General features: G+C 61.0%; 14 protein-coding genes. 5 read left to right on the top strand and 9 right to left on the bottom strand.

Translation table 11 applies throughout. The features are described from left to right. Positions 1–437 precede the first annotated feature (437 nt). The 3 genes from NW858_RS04380 to purF are packed head-to-tail and all read right to left on the bottom strand — an operon-like array spanning position 438 to position 2,997. On the bottom strand, positions 438–854 hold the full coding sequence (locus NW858_RS04380) for a thiol-disulfide oxidoreductase DCC family protein (protein ID WP_414334670.1): 417 nt from the start codon (positions 852–854) through the stop codon (positions 438–440). An 8-nt stretch (positions 855–862) separates the two neighbouring features. Continuing rightward, a complete protein-coding gene (gene def, locus NW858_RS04375; RefSeq protein WP_414334668.1) occupies positions 863–1,405 on the bottom strand; it encodes a peptide deformylase in 543 nt (180 codons plus the stop codon). Positions 1,406–1,449: 44 nt separating this feature from the next. Then, entirely contained in the window at positions 1,450–2,997 is a 1,548-nt protein-coding gene (gene purF, locus NW858_RS04370; protein ID WP_414519959.1) for an amidophosphoribosyltransferase, read from the bottom strand. Between the two features lie 294 nt (positions 2,998–3,291). Between purF and NW858_RS04365 the strand changes: the two genes are divergently transcribed. Then, a complete protein-coding gene (locus NW858_RS04365; RefSeq protein WP_414352308.1) occupies positions 3,292–4,017 on the top strand; it encodes a hypothetical protein in 726 nt (241 codons plus the stop codon). Here NW858_RS04365 and NW858_RS04360 read toward each other — a convergent pair. After that, a complete protein-coding gene (locus NW858_RS04360; RefSeq protein WP_414334662.1) occupies positions 4,014–4,346 on the bottom strand; it encodes an aminotransferase class III-fold pyridoxal phosphate-dependent enzyme in 333 nt (110 codons plus the stop codon). The two genes, NW858_RS04365 and NW858_RS04360, sit on opposite strands and share 4 nt — an antisense overlap. Before the next feature lie 94 nt (positions 4,347–4,440). Then, a complete protein-coding gene (locus tag NW858_RS04355; protein WP_414338417.1) occupies positions 4,441–6,156 on the bottom strand; it encodes a succinate dehydrogenase/fumarate reductase flavoprotein subunit in 1,716 nt (571 codons plus the stop codon). A gap of 322 nt (positions 6,157–6,478) precedes the next feature. On the opposite strand from NW858_RS04355, the gene NW858_RS04350 reads away from it, so the two are divergent. Together NW858_RS04350 and NW858_RS04345 are read left to right on the top strand one after the other, a co-directional pair. Beyond that, on the top strand, positions 6,479–7,561 hold the full coding sequence (locus NW858_RS04350) for a glycosyltransferase family 4 protein (protein ID WP_414334659.1): 1,083 nt from the start codon (positions 6,479–6,481) through the stop codon (positions 7,559–7,561). Between the two features lie 57 nt (positions 7,562–7,618). Continuing rightward, positions 7,619–9,784, top strand: a complete 2,166-nt coding sequence (locus NW858_RS04345) for a glycogen debranching N-terminal domain-containing protein (protein ID WP_414519957.1) — start codon at positions 7,619–7,621, stop codon at positions 9,782–9,784. Position 9,785: 1 nt separating this feature from the next. Here the strand turns inward: NW858_RS04345 and NW858_RS04340 are convergent, their stop codons facing one another. The 3 genes from NW858_RS04340 to NW858_RS04330 all read right to left on the bottom strand — a co-directional run bounded on the left by NW858_RS04340 (position 9,786) and on the right by NW858_RS04330 (position 12,864). Then, positions 9,786–11,567 carry an ABC transporter substrate-binding protein gene (locus NW858_RS04340; protein WP_414334655.1) on the bottom strand — a complete coding sequence of 594 codons (1,782 nt, stop codon included), beginning with the start codon at positions 11,565–11,567 and terminating at the stop codon, positions 9,786–9,788. A 209-nt stretch (positions 11,568–11,776) separates the two neighbouring features. Continuing rightward, positions 11,777–12,250: a 2-C-methyl-D-erythritol 2,4-cyclodiphosphate synthase gene (gene ispF / locus NW858_RS04335; RefSeq protein WP_414519955.1), complete on the bottom strand. Its 474-nt coding sequence runs from the start codon at positions 12,248–12,250 to the stop codon at positions 11,777–11,779. Positions 12,251–12,555: 305 nt separating this feature from the next. Then, complete coding sequence (locus NW858_RS04330) at positions 12,556–12,864, bottom strand: TIGR02450 family Trp-rich protein (protein ID WP_414334651.1); 309 nt, start codon at positions 12,862–12,864, stop codon at positions 12,556–12,558. Positions 12,865–12,982: 118 nt separating this feature from the next. Between NW858_RS04330 and NW858_RS04325 the strand changes: the two genes are divergently transcribed. After that, positions 12,983–13,378: a hypothetical protein gene (locus tag NW858_RS04325; protein ID WP_414334649.1), complete on the top strand. Its 396-nt coding sequence runs from the start codon at positions 12,983–12,985 to the stop codon at positions 13,376–13,378. Positions 13,379–13,518: 140 nt separating this feature from the next. Further along, positions 13,519–14,871 (top strand): TldD/PmbA family protein, encoded by a 1,353-nt coding sequence (locus NW858_RS04320; RefSeq protein WP_414519952.1) that lies wholly within the window; start codon positions 13,519–13,521, stop codon positions 14,869–14,871. A gap of 50 nt (positions 14,872–14,921) precedes the next feature. Here NW858_RS04320 and NW858_RS04315 read toward each other — a convergent pair. Further along, the coding region (locus NW858_RS04315) for an RNA-guided endonuclease InsQ/TnpB family protein (protein WP_414519950.1) at positions 14,922–15,930 on the bottom strand (1,009 nt) is incomplete at its 5' end.

Raw genomic sequence — 15,930 nt, 5'->3', positions numbered from 1 at the left:
CGCCAAAACTTCCCATAGCTCCATTTCCGCTAACGAGATCCCCCCTTCTAGGAACTAACTGAACGGCTTCTGAACCACCGGCAACTCCCTCAGCTTCAGCCTGTCCACAGTCTCTTGTAGCCACGGCCCACCCCCTGTTGGCTAGCTTCGTCTCTATTTTTACCTTGACCCTGGAGAGGTCTCAAGTCAAACTTGAGGGGTTCTCCGCAGGAAGTCAGTCTTAATCGAGTCTTAAGATTGTCTAGAACATTTCAAGCATGCCAAGCTTGAGAAGAGGAGTTCAAACCTGGAAAAGGGATCCCTTGTGCCAGACAATTGAATTGATGGTTATTTCAAACTCGATTAAGACGTTCTCTAGGCACTCCGCGCTGCCGGTGCGTTCGCGACTGCGTTGCGTAGCAGTAACAACATAACGAACCGTTTCAGCTACCCATGCCTCAGTCGGTCTGGGCCAAGGGATCCCGGCAACGCTCGCAGGCAGCAGGTAGATAAAGGGTGTCGCGGCGGCCAAACCACTCGTAGCGGTGATCCCGGATCTGGGCGTAGCCCCAGTCTCCCAAAAGCTTAAGGCCGGGGAGGTTGCGGTAGAGGGCCAGCCACAGGGATCCGCTGGGCAAGAGGGCGGCAATGTGTTCGACGGCGTCGGATCCCTGCCAGCGGCGCTCTGGCTGCTCCAGGTCGATCAGGATCATCCCCAGTTCCATCTGCTCGGGTGGGATCCCCCATTGGGCCAGGGTGGCCGTGTCTTGCATGGGGGCGTAGCGAAACTGCTGGCCGCGATCCAGTTGCTCTAAAAGCTTGACCCCATTGGCGCAAAGGTTGCACAGGCCGTCGTAGATGACCAGGTAGGGCATAGGGATCCTCAGGCAGGGGGCTGGGCCAAAATCCGGGCTTGGTAGTCGGCCTCGGAAAGCAGTTGCTGCGGCTGCCGATCCAGGAACAACCGGCCCAAGAGGTGATCGTATTCGTGCTGGAAGATGCGGGCCGGAAAGTCCCGCCAGACCACCTGCTGCCGCGATCCCGCAGGGGTGTAATACTCCACCTCCACCTCGCGGGCACGGGCCACCAAGCCGCGGCAGTTGGGCACGCTCAAGCAGCCCTCCCACCCCAACACCTGCTCGTCACTCAAGGCCAAGGGACGGGGGTTAATCATGACCAGGGGCTCCATCTGGGGTGCATCGGGATAGCGAGGGTTGGGACGGGAAGCCACGATGAGGATCTGGAGAGGGGATCCCACCTGAGGGGCGGCCAGACCCACCCCTTGCGCCTCTTTCAAAGTGGCGAGCATCTCTTCAATTAGGCTTTGCAAAGCCGGCGTCCCAAACTCGGCGACCGGCTCAGCCACCTGCGTCAGGATGGGATCCCCTATTTGGTGTAGACGCAAGCCCATAGTGTAATTTTTCAAAGCCTCTTCTCCCAGTCTAACGGGGATCCTGGTGGGCAACCTTGCTAGCGATCTTTGCGGCTGGCTACCGTTTCCAAAGCCAGCTTGGAGCGCTTCAGCCCCTCAGGAATGGGGATGGGGTAGTGGCCGGTAAAGCAAGCCGAGCAAAAGGAATTGGGATCCCGACCTGTGGCGGCCAGCATGCCTTCCCAGCTCAAGTAGGCCAATGAGTCCACCCCGATTTTCTCGGCAATTTCTGCTACCGAATACTTGGCGGCAATGAGCTGGTCTTGGCTGTCGGTGTCAATGCCGTAGAAGCAGGGATGGGTAACGGGGGGGCTGGAGATGCGCATGTGGACCTCCGTAGCTCCTGCCTGGCGCAGGGCTTTGACGATTTTCTGGCTGGTGGTGCCCCGCACAATCGAGTCGTCTACAATCACAATCCGCTGCCCCCGCAGCACGTCTTCGAGGGGGTTGAGCTTCATGCGAATGCCCCGCTCCCGCATCGACTGGGTGGGCTGAATAAAGGTGCGGCCCACGTAGCGGTTTTTAATCAGCCCTTCCGTGTAGGGGATCCCCAGTTGGCGGGCATAGCCAATGGCTGCCGGTGTGCCGGAGTCGGGCACCGAGATCACCCAGTCGGCCTCTGCCGGAGCTTCTTTGGCCAGTTGTTCTCCCAGCCGCACCCGGTAGGAGTAGAGGCTCTCCCCGTGCATGCAACTGTCGGGGCGGGCAAAGTAGATCATCTCAAAGATGCACAGTTTGGGGGTGGCCTCGGCCCAGCGCAGCGATTGCAGCCCTTGACGGTCAATCCACACCAGCTCCCCCGGCTCCACCTGGCGCAGATAATCCGCTCCAATGATATCCAAAGCACAGGTTTCCGAAGCCAACACGTAGTGCAGTGGCTGGGCTTCTGGGTGGTTGAGCGTGCCGTCGCTGCAGAGGATCCCCAGCCTCTGCGGTTGCAGCAGCTCCTGTCTGGCGGGGTTGCTGCTCAAAAGCCCCAACACCAGCGGACGCACGCCGTAGGGATCCCGCGCCCCAATCAGACCCTCTGGCGTGCCGATAACCAGACTGAAAGCCCCGCGGCAGCGGCGCAAGGCTTGACAGGTGGCTCCCACCCAGTCTTGACCTTGGTTCACTGCCTGGGCAATGGTGTGGGCAATACATTCCGAGTCGGTGCTACCGGTGAGGTGGCACTCGGCAGCTTCCAGTTCACGCCGTAGCTCTTCGGCATTGACCAAGTTCCCATTGTGAGCCAAAGCCAGCGGCCCCAAGCGGGTTTCCACAATCACCGGCTGGGCGTTGGCCATGCGGCTGGATCCCGTAGTGGAGTAGCGGGTGTGGCCTACTGCCAGATCGCCGCTGAGCTGGCCTAAGTTCACCTCGTCAAACACTTGGGAAACCAGCCCCATTGCCTTGTGGACTCGGCAAAAGGCCCCCTCAAAGGTGGCAATCCCCGCCGATTCCTGGCCGCGGTGCTGCAGGGCAAACAGCCCAAAGTAGGTCAGCTTGGCCACCTCCTCGCCGGGGGCCAAAATGCCGAACACGCCGCAGGCCTCTTTGGGCCCTTCCTGAGCTGGCGATGGTTCTGCTTCCACCTTTGCTGCCATGGATCCCCTCTTGCTGTGGCACTTATCAGTCTAACCCGAGCGCTCTTGAGATCTCACCGCCAAGGCGGATCCCATGCGATTGGTGACACCCATAGTGTTTGCAAAAAATTGAGGCTCTATCTATAGTGTTAGGAGCACTTGCGAGACTCTGCTTTCGCGGTTGAGGGAGCAGGACGGTGCGGGTTTTTGAGTTGAACGCTGCCGAGACTCGGTTTTCCTAACAAACCCCCAAGCTTGTGTTGTGAGGAGCCAAAGCCCATGAAACAGCAGCCCCCTAGGTTCCGTCAGAGCTGGATGTTGGCAATCTCTGCGATGAAAGCCAGTGTAGCCGCTTTTGTGTCGTTGTCACTGGTGGCCTGCCAAGAAGATGGCCGCGAGCAACCCTCGGTTACCATTACTCCTGTGCCGGTAACGGTTGTGGCACCGACGCCCACGCCTTTTCTCGTCCCCAGTCCCCTCCCGACGCTCACTCCCGTCCCGACGCCTCTGCTCACCCCGACCCCCACTCCACTCTTGAATCCGTTCCCCAGTCCTTCCCCCACCGCATCCTTCTCGGCGGAGCCACCTTCGATTGCCGTGGTATCGCTGGCGGACGCGCGACAGACGGTTCCTTTTAATGTCTTGGTGGCCGTGACAACTCCTGCGGGTTTGGGAGCTGGCATCAGCTTCCGGGTGGAAATCCGGCGGAACCCTCTCACGCTGACGTTTGATTTCACCGCCGCTGCCGTCGGCTGTCAGGCCAACAGCAAAACCTGCATTGGCACCATCCCCATTACCATTCCCGCTTCTGCTCCCACCGGGGAGTATGAAGTGACGGCGATGGTGGCGGATACCCAAGGCCGCATCGCCTCCGCCAAGGCTCCTCTGCGGGTGTTGCCTGCGCCCAGCCCTTCCCCTTCACCAACGCCAGCCGGCACCCCCAATCCCTTTCCCTCGGTATCGCCTTCGCCTAGCCCCAGTCCTACTCCCAGCCCTTCGCCAACGCCGACGGCCAACCAAAGGAGCGCCCCAACTCCCTAGGGCAGCTCTTGAAGGACTTGCCTCAAGGTGGCGACCAAGCGTTCAATGTGGGTTTCCTCGATGATCAAAGGTGGGGAAAGGGCGATGGTATCACCTGTGGTGCGGATCAGCACGCCCCGTTCGTAGCAGCGTAAGAAAGCTTCAAAAGCCTGCGCTGTCGGTCGGCCAGGGATCCCTTCCAATTCAATGGCCCCCACCAAGCCGAGGTTGCGCACATCGATGACATGGGGCAAGCCCCGCAGAGAATGGAGAGCTTCTTCCCAGAGGGGGGCGAGGCTGGCGGCCCGCTCCAACAAGCCTTCTTCTTGATACAGGTTCAGGGTGGCCAAGCCGGCGGCACTGGCAACCGGGTGGCCGGAGTAGGTATAGCCGTGGAAAAACTCGATGGGGCGATCCTAATCGGCTTGGGATACCTCTGGAAAGTTAGTATTTCCGCTCCTGAGGAAGAAAGCGGGTGATCACCACGGGACGATAGCTGATCTGGGGGGATCCCTCGCGAAAAGCGGCCAAGGTGTGCTGTAAAAACCGTTGATCATCCCGCTGGGGATAGTCTTCCCGCGCGTGGGAGCCGCGACTTTCCCGCCGTTCCAGAGCGCTGGCGAGGATCAAGGCCCCCACCGTCATGAGGTTGTCCAGCTCCAGGGCTTCGATGAGCTCGGTGTTCCACACGCTGCCCCGATCGTCCAGGCGCAAATCCTGCTCGTAACGCCGGCGGATCCGGTGCCATTTTTGGATCCCTTCTTGAAGAACCGATTCGCTGCGATAGACCCCACAATGCTCGGTCATGCAATCTTGAAACTGCCGCCGCACCTGATCAATGCGGCTTGCCCCGGATCGCTCCAGCAGCCTGGCGATCCGCTCGGCGGCCTGGTTGAGCAGGGATCCCTCGTCCAACTTCGGCAAGGCTCGCCCCCTGACGGCTTCTACCATAGCTGCCCCTGTGCGCCGCCCGAAGACCACGCACTCCAGAAGAGAGTTGCTGCCCAGCCGGTTGGCCCCATGCACCGAAACACAGGCCGTTTCACCGGCAGCAAACAGCCCTTCCACGCGGGTATGGGCATCCCGCAGCACCTGCCCATCCACCGTCACCGGGATCCCGCCCATGCAGTAGTGCACCGTCGGTCGCACCGGAATGGGATCCACAACCGCATCGATGCCCAGGTGGCGATGGGCCTCCTCCCAACAAAAGGGCAGCCGCATGTGAATGGTTTCTGCCCCCAGATGCCGCAGATCCAAATAGACAAAATCTTTTCCGTCGATCCCGCGTCCGGCCCGCACCTCCGTAACAATCGCCCGCGACGTGATATCCCGGGGGGCCAACTCCATCTGGCTGGGGGCATAGGCAGCCATAAAGCGCTCTCCTTTCCCGTTGATCAGATAAGCCCCCTCCCCGCGCACCGCCTCCGAGATCAACACCCCCACCGGATACAGGCCCGTGGGATGAAACTGCACAAACTCCATATCCTGCAGAGGCAGGCCGGCCCGCGCCACCATCGCCATGCCGTCGCCGGTCGAGGCAAAGTCGTTGGAGGTGGAGTTGTAGATGCGCCCATAGCCGCCCGTGGCCAACATGACTGCCTTGGCCCGCACCACCTCCAGCCGTCCGCTGGCCAGCTCCAGCATCACCACTCCCTTGACCTGGTTTTCTTCCAGAATGAGCTCCAGCACATACCATTCGCTGTAGAGCTTGACCCCAAAACGCTGGAGGTTGCTCACCAACTCGTGCAAAATGGCGTGCCCGGTTTTGTCGGCGGCATAACAGGTGCGCGGGTGGCTGTGTCCCCCAAAGGCCCGCTGGGCAATGCGGCCATCCGGCAGGCGGGAGAACAAAACCCCCAAGTGCTCCAGATCGATAATCACCTCAGGGGCTTCTCGGGCCAGAATCTCCACCGCATCCTGATCCGCCAGATAATCGGATCCCTTGACGGTATCGAAGGCATGGGCTTCCCAGGAATCTCGCGGATCGACATTTTGCAGGGCAGCGGCAATGCCCCCCTGCGCTGCTACCGAGTGGCTGCGAATCGGATGGGTTTTGGATACCAAGGCCAGGTCGAGGCCGGGATCCCGCCGCATGGCCTCCAAAGCCGCCCGGCAACCGGCCAGCCCCCCGCCAACGATGACAATGTCGTGCTCCAGCATGAATGGATGTGGGCAAACCCTCACAACGGAGAACCACCGCAGGCAAGATGGCGTCTTCCCATTATGCCTGCCCCCATGGCAGCAGCAACCGAACGTGGCTCATTCGCACCGGCAGTGCGGTTCCCGGCAATAGCCCTTTCTGGGGAACCCATCCAACAGGCTTGTCTGGATAGGATAGAAGCTGGAGCCTGCCCTTGATTTGGCTCTGAAGTTTGCTCTGGGCAACCGGTGCTCCTACGGTCAGCGCCTGGAAATACCGTTGACCTCAGCCCGGCAGGCAGCCCTAAACGGTTAACGTCAAGATTGAGTGCGGAGGATGGCTATGCGCATTGCTCAGATTGCCCCTTTGCATGAGAGCGTGCCCCCCAAGCTCTACGGCGGCACCGAGCGAGTGGTGTCCTGGCTAACCGAAGAGCTGGTGCGGCGCGGGCACGAGGTGACCCTATTTGCCAGCGGCGACTCCCAAACCCAAGCTCGCCTGATCCCTTTTCGGGAGCGGGCTTTGCGCTTGGATCCCACGGCCATCGACACGGTGGCGCCCCACATCCTGATGGTAGAGAAAGCCTTTCAGATGGCCGATGAGTTTGACATCATCCACGGCCACATTGACTACTACCCCTACGCCCTGGCCCGCCGCCATCCCCAAGTTTCTTTTTTGGCCACCCTGCACGGGCGGCTGGACATTCCGGAGCTGCAGCCTCTCTACACCGAGTTTCAGGACATCCCAGTGGTCTCCATCTCCAATGCCCAGCGGCGGCCCCTGCCCCAGGCGCGCTGGGTGGGGACGGTCTATCATGGTTTGCCCCTGAATCTGCACCGTTTCTATCCAGAAAAGGGAGATTACCTGGCTTTTCTGGGCCGGGTCTCGCCGGAGAAAGGGCTGGACACGGCCATTGAAATTGCCGCGCGGGCGGGGATGCCGCTGAAAGCTGCTATCAAGATTGACGCCGTGGATCGCCAGTACTATGAGTTAGAGATTAAGCCTTTGGCCAGCCGCCACCCCAATGTGGAGATCGTGGGGGAAATCACCGAGCAAGAGAAGAGCGAGTTCTTGGGCAAGGCCTATGCGGTGCTGTTTCCCATCCGCTGGCCGGAACCCTTTGGGCTGGTAATGATTGAAGCGATGGCCTGTGGCACGCCGGTGATTGCCACTCGCTTTGGCTCGGTGCCAGAAGTGATGGCCGACCGCCGCTCCGGCTTTATTGTGGACTCGGTGGAGGAGGCAGTGGAGGCAGTAGAAAAGGTGGGATCCCTTGACCGAGCTGGGGTGCGGCAGGTGTTTGAGGAGCGGTTTAGCGTTGAGAGGATGGTGTCGGAGTACGAGGCTCTTTACAACCAATTGGTGAACGAACGGCAGGAGCGCTCGAAGAAAGCCACCCCCGGCCTGTCAACCCTGCCTAGGTAAAGCTGGGGCTATCTGGGGGCTACTGTTTTGCTCCTTTGGTTGGGTGGGAAGACGCAGATGGCCGAAGACATCATCCAGATTCAGGATCAGTATTACATCCGCGCCAGCGCTTCCATGGTGGAGGCGCGTCCCCATGTCCTCAAGCAGGACAACTGCTTTGCTATTTTTGACCGCTTGGGCAACATGCGCCCCCTAGGCATCCGGGATCACGGCCTGTTTCGCGACGATACCCGCTTCTTGTCACGGCTGGTCTTGGATTTGCAGGGGAAACAGTTTTTGCTGCTCAGCTCAGAGGTGCGGGAAGACAAGGATATTCTGGCGGTGGATCTGACCAACCCCGAGTTCACCACCTCGAAGGGGCAGTTTATCGGTCAAGATACTCTGCATGTTCTGCGGACTACTTTTTTGTGGAACAACGTGGCCTACGAGCGGATTCGCATCCACAACTACGGCTCGGAGCCGTTTCGGGTGCCGCTTACCCTGCGCTTTGAGGCCGATTTTGCCGATATGTTTGAGATTCGCGGCATCCGGCGGACAAAGCGGGGACAACTGCTGCCAGCCCAGGTGAGCTCAGAAGGGGTAACCTTGTGCTACCACGGCCTGGACGGGGTGGAGCGGCAAACCCGGATCTTGTTTTCTCCTGCGCCGGACGTGGTTTCGGAAAAGCTGGCGCAGTGGTGGGTGCCGCTGGCGCCGCAGGAGGAGCGGGACTTAGAGGTGAGGGTCGTCTGCAGCTATGGCGGCGAGGAGATCCCGCTCTTGAGCTACCAGGAGGCGCTGCAGGCGGAGCGGGAGCAGCGGGCCGTGTTGCGCTCTCTGGCCCACCGCATCGATACTGGCAACGCCCAGTTTAACGAGTGGCTCAACGCCTCGCGGGACGACCTGGTGATGATGCTGGCCCGCACCCCCTATGGGCTCTATCCCCACGCCGGGGTGCCTTGGTTTGCCACGGTCTTTGGCCGCGACGCGCTAATTACCGCCTTGGCCACCCTCTGGTGGTTCCCCGACTTGGCCCGGGGGGTGTTGCTGTACCTAGCAGCCCACCAGGCTCAGGAGGTGGATCCCAGCCGCGATGCTGAGCCGGGCAAGATCCTGCACGAGCAGCGCTACAGCGAGATGGCCAAGACGCGCGAGATCCCCTTTGGCAATTATTTCGGCAGCATCGACGCCACTCCTTTGTTTGTGGTGCTAGCAGGGCGCTATGTGCGCCGCAGTGGGGATCTCGAGCTGTTGCGGCAGTTGTGGCCGAATATCGAGGCAGCTCTCCACTGGATGGACACCTACGGGGATCCCGACGGCGACGGCTTTTTGGAGTATGCCGGTAAGGCGCGGCGGGGCCTGCGCAACCAGGGCTGGAAAGACTCGGAAGATGCCATCTTCTATGCCGACGGATCCCTGGCCGAGCCACCCATAGCCCTGTGCGAGGTGCAGGGCTACGCCTACGAGGCCAAGCTGTTGGCGGCGGAGATGGCGGAGCTGTTGGGGCGGCACGAGCAAGCAGCGCAACTGCGGCAGCAGGCCCAGAAACTGCAGCAGCGGTTTTGGGAGCAGTTTTGGTGCGAGGAGCTGGGCGGCTATGTCCTGGCTTTGGACGGGCGCAAGCAGCCCTGCCGCGTGCGCAGCTCCAACATGGGCCACTGCCTGTTTTCTGGGATCGCCCACCCGCAGCATGCCGAGCGCATCGCGCGGCAACTTTTGGAGCCGGCTTTTTTCAGCGGCTGGGGCATCCGCACGCTGGCAGAAGGGGAAGGGCGCTACAACCCCATGTCTTACCACAACGGCTCCATCTGGCCCCACGACAACGCCCTGATTGCAGCCGGACTCTCCCGCTATGGCCACAAGGCGGCGGCGGCCCAGGTGTTGACGGCCTTGTTCGATGCCAGCCAGTTTCTGGAGCTGCGGCGGCTGCCGGAGCTGTTCTGTGGCTTTCGCCGGCGCCAGCGGGAAGGCCCCACCCTCTACCCGGTGGCCTGTCTGCCCCAGTCCTGGGCGGCGGCCAGCGTGTTCCTGCTGCTGCAGGCCTGCCTAGGCCTGGAGATCGACGGGCTGGCCCAACAGGTGCGCCTCACCCAGCCCACCCTGCCCCTGTGGCTGCCCCATGTAACTCTTGAGAACATCCAGGTGGGGCGGGGATCCCTGGACATCGGCCTGTATCTCCAGGCAGGAGGGGTGGGGATCAACGTCCTCAGGAGCACGGGGGAGGTGGAGCTGACGGTGAGGTAGGCTACCGCTCCTGCAGCATGTCCTGGATGGAAAGCTGATCCAGGTTCCAGAGAGGGCCGAGGATGGGGCGGGGATCCACCCCTTGCAGGCGGTTGCGCAGGGCCGAGAGCACCAGGGGGTTGAAGGTGCCGATCTGGGGCAGTTGTTCCTGGATGATCACTTGAAAGCGGTCGTAGAGGGCCTTGCGCTTTTCAAAGTCCAGCTCCCGCACCCCCGCAATAAAGATGCGGTCGATCTCCCGCTCCCAATCGCTCACTTCCACCCCTTCGGCGGGATTGCCGGGCAGATCCCCCAGGTTAAACAGGTGCAGGCGGCCATCGCTGCGCCAGATGTTGGAGCCGTTGTTGGGCTCGGTGCCGCCGCCGCCAAAGCCCAGCAACAAGGTTTCCCAGTCGCGGCTGTCGGTGCGCTGCACCACCGTGTTGAAGGCGATGGGGGTGAAGTCAACGGTGATGCCGATCCGTGCCAGGTCGGCCTTGATCAGGGCGCCGGTGGCCTCCCGCTGGTTGTTGCCGGCGTTGGTGATGAGACTGAAGCGGACGCGGTTGCCGTCGGGATCCCGTAGGTGGCCTTCGGCGTCGTAGGTATAGCCGGCAGCCAAGAGCAGTTGCCGCGCCTTTTCGGGATCGTAGTCGTAGGTGGGCAGGCCCTCTGCCGGGCTGAGGTAAAAGGGGCTGGCGGGGGAGAAGACCGAGTGCTGGATCTCGCCCAGCCCCTGCAGGACGCTCTCGACGTAAAATTGCCGGTTCAGGGCGTGGGCCACCGCCCGGCGGAAGTTCAAATCGTTGAACCAGCGGCTTTTGACGGGATCCACAAAGGGCCGTCCGGTTTGGGGGTTGCGGGCCCGGCTGAGGTTGAAGGCAAAGAAATTGTTGTTGAGGGTGGGGCCGAGATTGTAAATCCTGAACTGATCCCGTTCTTCTTCCCGCTTCAGGAGCTGAAAATCTCTGCCTCGCACCGAAAACACGTCGGTCTCGCCGGAGCGAAACTGCAACAGGGCCGTATCTTCCGAGTCCACGATGCGCAGGATGACCCGCTCGATGCGCGGGATCCCTTCCCCTTTCCAGTAGTAGGGGTTGGGACGGTACACCAGCCGCTGTCCGGGGGTATATTCCTGCAAGATGTAGGGGCCGGCCCCCACCAATTCCTGCACCGGCGTGTCAACTCCCCAGGTCTGGAGAAAGAGGGGGTTGCCCTGGCCGTCCACCTGCTCCACAGTGGGCTGCAGAATGTGCTTGGGCAAGAGAGGGGATCCGGCCTGCAACAGGAAAGGGGCAAAGGGCTCCGGCAGGACAAACTCAACCCGCCGCTCGTCCAAGGCCCGCACCTGGGGCAGCGCCCCCGCCTCGCCGATGCGCAACACATCCCGCGCCGAGGTCGGGATCCGCTCGTCAAAGATGATGCGGTTGAAGGTAAAGTCCACATCTGCCGCTGTCAGGGGCTCCCCGTCCGACCAGCGCAGCCCCTCCCGCAAGGTGAAGACATAGCGCAAGCCGTCCTCAGACACTTCCCAGCCTTCCGCCAGCTCCGGCTTGGGCAGGAGGGTATCTTCATCGAGGGTGACCAGGCCCGCCTCCAGGTAGGCGATGGCGTCGCGGCTGGAGCTCTCGGTGGCCAGATAGGTGTTGAAGGTTTTGGGATCCGAGGTGACGGTGGCAATCAGGTGGGGCGGGCGGGCGGGGGCAGCACAGGCGCTAAGCCAGAGAAGGAGGATCCCTAGGAATAGGGGGGCAAAAAGGCTGCTCTTGAGCTGCTCTGTTGAGGTATTGCTTTGGCCTGCCATTTCCTTTGCTGAGTATCCGAGCAAGTTTGAGGGGGCCCGCCGGAGGCCCTCACCCCCGGCCCCTCTCCCAGAGGGAGAGGGGAGCTGGGATCGAGGCGGCAGGGGGTTTCACGACAATGGGGGCCAATTGGTTTTTTGAGGGAGCGATTGCTTGCCAGTTTGGCAGCTTGGGCAGGGCAACGGCCAGGTGCTTTCCGCAAGCCGGCGGCTCAGCGTTCCACCAGCAGGGCGACGGCAAAGGCAGCCATGGCCTCTCCCTGGCCGACGGGGCCGAGTTTTTCGTTGGTGGTGGCCTTCACGCCTACTTGTTTGGGCGATAGTTGCATGGCCTCGGCCAGGCGGGCCTGCATGGCGGGGATGTGGGGCTTGAGCTTGGGCTGCTCTGCCACCACGACGCTATCGACGTTGGCAATGCGCCAGCCCTCTTGGCTTACCAACTGCACCACCTGCTGCAAGAGGAGAATGCTGTCTGCCCCTTTCCAGCGCTCCTCTTCCGGGGGAAAGTAGTAGCCGATGTCCCGCAGGGCGGCGGCTCCTAGGAGGGCGTCCATGATGGCGTGGGTGAGCACGTCGGCGTCGCTGTGGCCCAACAGACCCTTTTCATGAGGGATCCGGATCCCGCCTAGGATCAGGGGGCGCCCTTCTACGAGACGGTGGATGTCATAGCCCTGGCCAATGCGCACTGTTGCGGCTCCCTTGGGAACACCAGCGAGACTTTTGCCAACTTCCTTCCAAGAGCTTGGCTCACCGGGAGAGGAAAAGCGGCTGTTGAGAACGACTTCTTTCTATTCTGCCGACTCGAGAGGGGAGGAGCAGATGGGACAGGAAGAACCGCTGTAGCAGTCGAAGCAGATAAGGTGGGATTTCCCGTAGGGATTGGTACAGCGCTTGGCCCATTGATAGTCGCCGTAGCTGAGCTCTTTCCCACAGACATCACACCTGGGCATCGTTTTCTCCTCAAAAGTCTTGTAGCCAGAAGAATACAGCGCTAGAGGGATCCGGGGATCCCTGAGTCTCTGGAGAGAGACGATCCGCCAGATCCGCAGGGGATCCCGTCTTCCAGCGGCGTCCAGCCCGGCTGCCAGAGATCCCGGTTTTTGAGGGTGGCGGCGTTGACCCAGAGGCGCACCTGGGGATCGCAGACGGCCCTCAGCTCGGCAAACACCAGCCCCCCTTGCCCCTCTTGGCGGGCAGCGACCTGAAAATGTCGCCAACCCATCACAGGCTGGACAGAAGTCCACTTGGAGCCCAGCAGATGGGGAAAGCGCTGTTTTTGGCGGGGTTTGCTGCGAGCCATAGAGCTGCTTGCCAACCTTGCTCCAGGGCTGTCCTCGGCTGGATGGGGGAGACCGAGGGCGATAGGATCGCTAGGGATGCTTCGGCATTCCAAGCTCCTTCCCTCAGCATATCCACCTATGGTGCAGCACAAGCAACGGCTTGGGTTCTCTTGGCAGCAGGTATTGCTGCTCCTCCTGGCCTGGCTGGTTTGGGCAACGGGACTGCCCCTGGTCGCGTCCAGCGCTTGGGCGGCAACTGAGCCGGCACTCTCTGGCAAACTCACAGGGCCGGAGTGGCGCCAGGCGGATCCTGAGGCCAAGCAGGCGTTTTGTCGCAAAGCCTTTCAGGCGTTTCGGGCCTCTCCTGCCCAGAGTTACATCATCAGCTCCAATGTGCAAGCTTTGACCCCAGAAGGTTTGTGTCAGCGGCTGGATCAGTTTTATCAGTACGCCATCCACGACGAGATCCCGCTCAACCAAGCCGCCAACATTGCCCCCTTGCTGTTCTCGGATCAGCCGCTGGAGCAGCCCTGATGCGCCAGGGATCCGCAAAGCTGCCGGCAAACGGATCCCAAGCCCAAGTGACCAGTTGAGATCATCTGCCCCCTGCTGTTGGGGCAGGTCTTGGCAGCAGGGTCGATAATAGAACTGTTCTCTTGCAGCTCTCAAGTTCTATGGCCGGCTCCGTCATTGCTCCTGAAAACCTGCTGGATCTTTGCGAACAGGGTGTGCAAAAGGCCTTGGCTGCCGGGGCCGACCAAGCAGAGGTGTTTGCCAACTCAGGCCGTGAGACGGAAGTAACTTTTGAGAAAAATGACCTCAACCTGGCCCGCAGCAGCAGCGAGACCCTGTTCGGCATCCGGGTTTTCTGCGGCGGCAGGCTGGGCTTTGCCACTTCCAACCGCCCGGAAGAGCTGGCCGAGACAGCGGCTGAGGCGGTGGCCATGGCCAAGGCTTCGCCGGCGGATCCCCTCAACGACCTGCCGGATCCCCAGCCTCTGCCCCAGGTGCCCTTTGCCCTCGACCCAGGCCTGCTGGAACTGGATGCTGCCGAGCTGACGCAACTGGGATCCCAACTGGTGGAGTGGGTGCGATCCAAAGATCCCCGCATCACCATCGACAGCGGCTCCCTCAGCGTGGAAGAGGATACCGTGGCCATTGCTTCTTCCACCGGCATCCGCGCCAACTACCACAGCGTCGAGGCGGGCGGATCCCTGTTTGGCATGGCCATCGATGGGGACGAGGTGGGCAGCTTTGCCTACGACGGCGACAGTGTGCAGAAGCGGGCGGAGCTGCTGCCGGCGCTGGAGCGGGCTTTTGAGCGCTTTGTGCAAAAGTGTGTGGGGGCCCTAGGGGCTAGGGAGGGGGAGAGTTTTCGCGGCCCCATCGTCCTGCCGCCGGATGTGGTGGAGGAGTTTCTGGGAGATCTCCTCTTTGTGCTGGGGGCGGACGCGGTGCGCAAGGGCAAAAGCCCGCTGGCGCAGAAGATGGGATCCCTGATCGCCAGCCCCCTGTTGACCTTGGTTTCCGAGGGGCTGGGCTTGCCCGGCCACCCCATCGAGCCCTTCGACCGCGAGGGGATGCCACGCCAAATTACCCCCCTGATCCACGAAGGGATCCTCTGCAACTTCATGTACAACAGCTACGAAGGCCGGGCTGCCGGCGTTCCCTCCAACGGCCATGCCACAGGGGGGGCGGGCAGCTTGCCGGGCGTGGGGCCGGCCTGTCTGAGCGTGGCCCCGGGGACAACCCCTTTGTCTGAGCTGTATGCGATGGAGCGGGGCATTATCGTCACGCGGCTTTCCGGCAGCAGCAACCCGATCACCGGCGATTTTTCCGGAGTGGTGAAGGGGGGCTTTTTGGTCAAAGGTGGCGAGAAGCGCCCCATCCTGGAGACCACCATTGCCGGCAACCTCTACGATTGTTTGCGCAATATCTCCGCCATCTCACAAGAGGTAACTGTTTTCAACGGCACCACGGCCTTTCCGGCTCTGCGCATCGAAGATGTATCGGTAACGGCGGGCTAATCCTGAAGCGGCAGGCAAGGCCCTCCACAGCCGGGCAGAGCATTTATGAACTACCCCACCGCGTAGGCGGGTGGGGTTTCCTCACCCGCTTGGCAGCAGAGCTTTTGTCTCTTCTTCTGCCCCAGTTGCTTCATAGATCCCGTGTACCGGGTCTCTGAAGTAGAGCTGAAGCATCCAAGACTCACGAGGCGGGTTCCCAACCCCGGTTGCTGTTCGCGGCAGCGGGACGGAGTCCAATTAGTAGCAACGTTGTAGAAAACCATCACCGTTCCCCTGTCCCGCGGTATCGCAAACCCACAGGCAGAACAGACATGGTAACGGTTACTTAGCTCTGCCCACTCCTTGTGAACAGCACCGCACTTGGGACAGCGCTGAGACGGCTTGAGGGTTTGCGTGGGAAGAAACAAGACCAAACCGCCCTTCTGCTCAATTTTGTAGGTCAGCAGCCGGTTGAGGGTTGCAAAACCTACCGACAAAATAGACTTGTTTAGTCCGGCCTTGCGCTTCTTCCCTTTACCTTTAGCTTTATGGGTCATGCCCTTGACGTCGAGTTTTTCAGTTACCCCGATGTCATAACGACTTGCTATCTCTGAGGTAACCTTGTGTTGCCAGTCTTTACGCTGACGGGCAACTTTGGCTTGGAGCTTGGCCTCTAGCCGGTTGATTTTCTTCCATCTCCTAGAAGCCTTCACTCCCTTCCTAGGCGCACGCTTCCGCCGTTTGAGCTTGGCAACCTTGCGAATTTTCTCCTCACTCCTCTGCGTAAACCGAGGATTAGCAACCTCATAGAACTCACTCCCGTCATATAGGGTTATGGCGGTCTCGGCGCCCAAATCGTAGGCGACGATGGACTCATACTTCAAGTCTGACTGGGAACCAAACTTAGACCGAGGTACTTCTACCTCTACAGTGAACGAAGCATACCACTGCCGTAAAGTTGGCTTGTAGACAATAGTTAGCGTGGTAGGCCTCCCCCAGTCCTTGGCTTTGCCCCGCATCCTCAGGGTGAGGCCCAGGTCATTGAGGGTAACGCTACCGTGCTTACCGTTGCTGGCTACT

This window comes from Synechococcus sp. H55.10 (assembly GCF_047502715.1).
Taxonomy (GTDB): domain Bacteria; phylum Cyanobacteriota; class Cyanobacteriia; order Thermostichales; family Thermostichaceae; genus Thermostichus.
This window is presented reverse-complemented; position numbering and strand designations above follow the sequence as displayed.

Excerpts from the sequence above, each read along its gene's own strand:
- NW858_RS04380 (WP_414334670.1), bottom strand. The coding sequence starts at position 854 with ATGCCCTACCTGGTCATCTACGACGGCCTGTGCAACCTTTGCGCCAAT.
- purF (WP_414519959.1), bottom strand. The coding sequence starts at position 2,997 with ATGGCAGCAAAGGTGGAAGCAGAACCATCGCCAGCTCAGGAAGGGCCC.
- NW858_RS04365 (WP_414352308.1), top strand. The coding sequence starts at position 3,292 with ATGTTGGCAATCTCTGCGATGAAAGCCAGTGTAGCCGCTTTTGTGTCG.
- NW858_RS04355 (WP_414338417.1), bottom strand. The coding sequence starts at position 6,156 with ATGCTGGAGCACGACATTGTCATCGTTGGCGGGGGGCTGGCCGGTTGC.
- NW858_RS04350 (WP_414334659.1), top strand. The coding sequence starts at position 6,479 with ATGCGCATTGCTCAGATTGCCCCTTTGCATGAGAGCGTGCCCCCCAAG.
- NW858_RS04345 (WP_414519957.1), top strand. The coding sequence starts at position 7,619 with ATGGCCGAAGACATCATCCAGATTCAGGATCAGTATTACATCCGCGCC.
- NW858_RS04340 (WP_414334655.1), bottom strand. The coding sequence starts at position 11,567 with ATGGCAGGCCAAAGCAATACCTCAACAGAGCAGCTCAAGAGCAGCCTT.
- NW858_RS04330 (WP_414334651.1), bottom strand. The coding sequence starts at position 12,864 with ATGGCTCGCAGCAAACCCCGCCAAAAACAGCGCTTTCCCCATCTGCTG.
- NW858_RS04325 (WP_414334649.1), top strand. The coding sequence starts at position 12,983 with ATGGTGCAGCACAAGCAACGGCTTGGGTTCTCTTGGCAGCAGGTATTG.
- NW858_RS04320 (WP_414519952.1), top strand. The coding sequence starts at position 13,519 with ATGGCCGGCTCCGTCATTGCTCCTGAAAACCTGCTGGATCTTTGCGAA.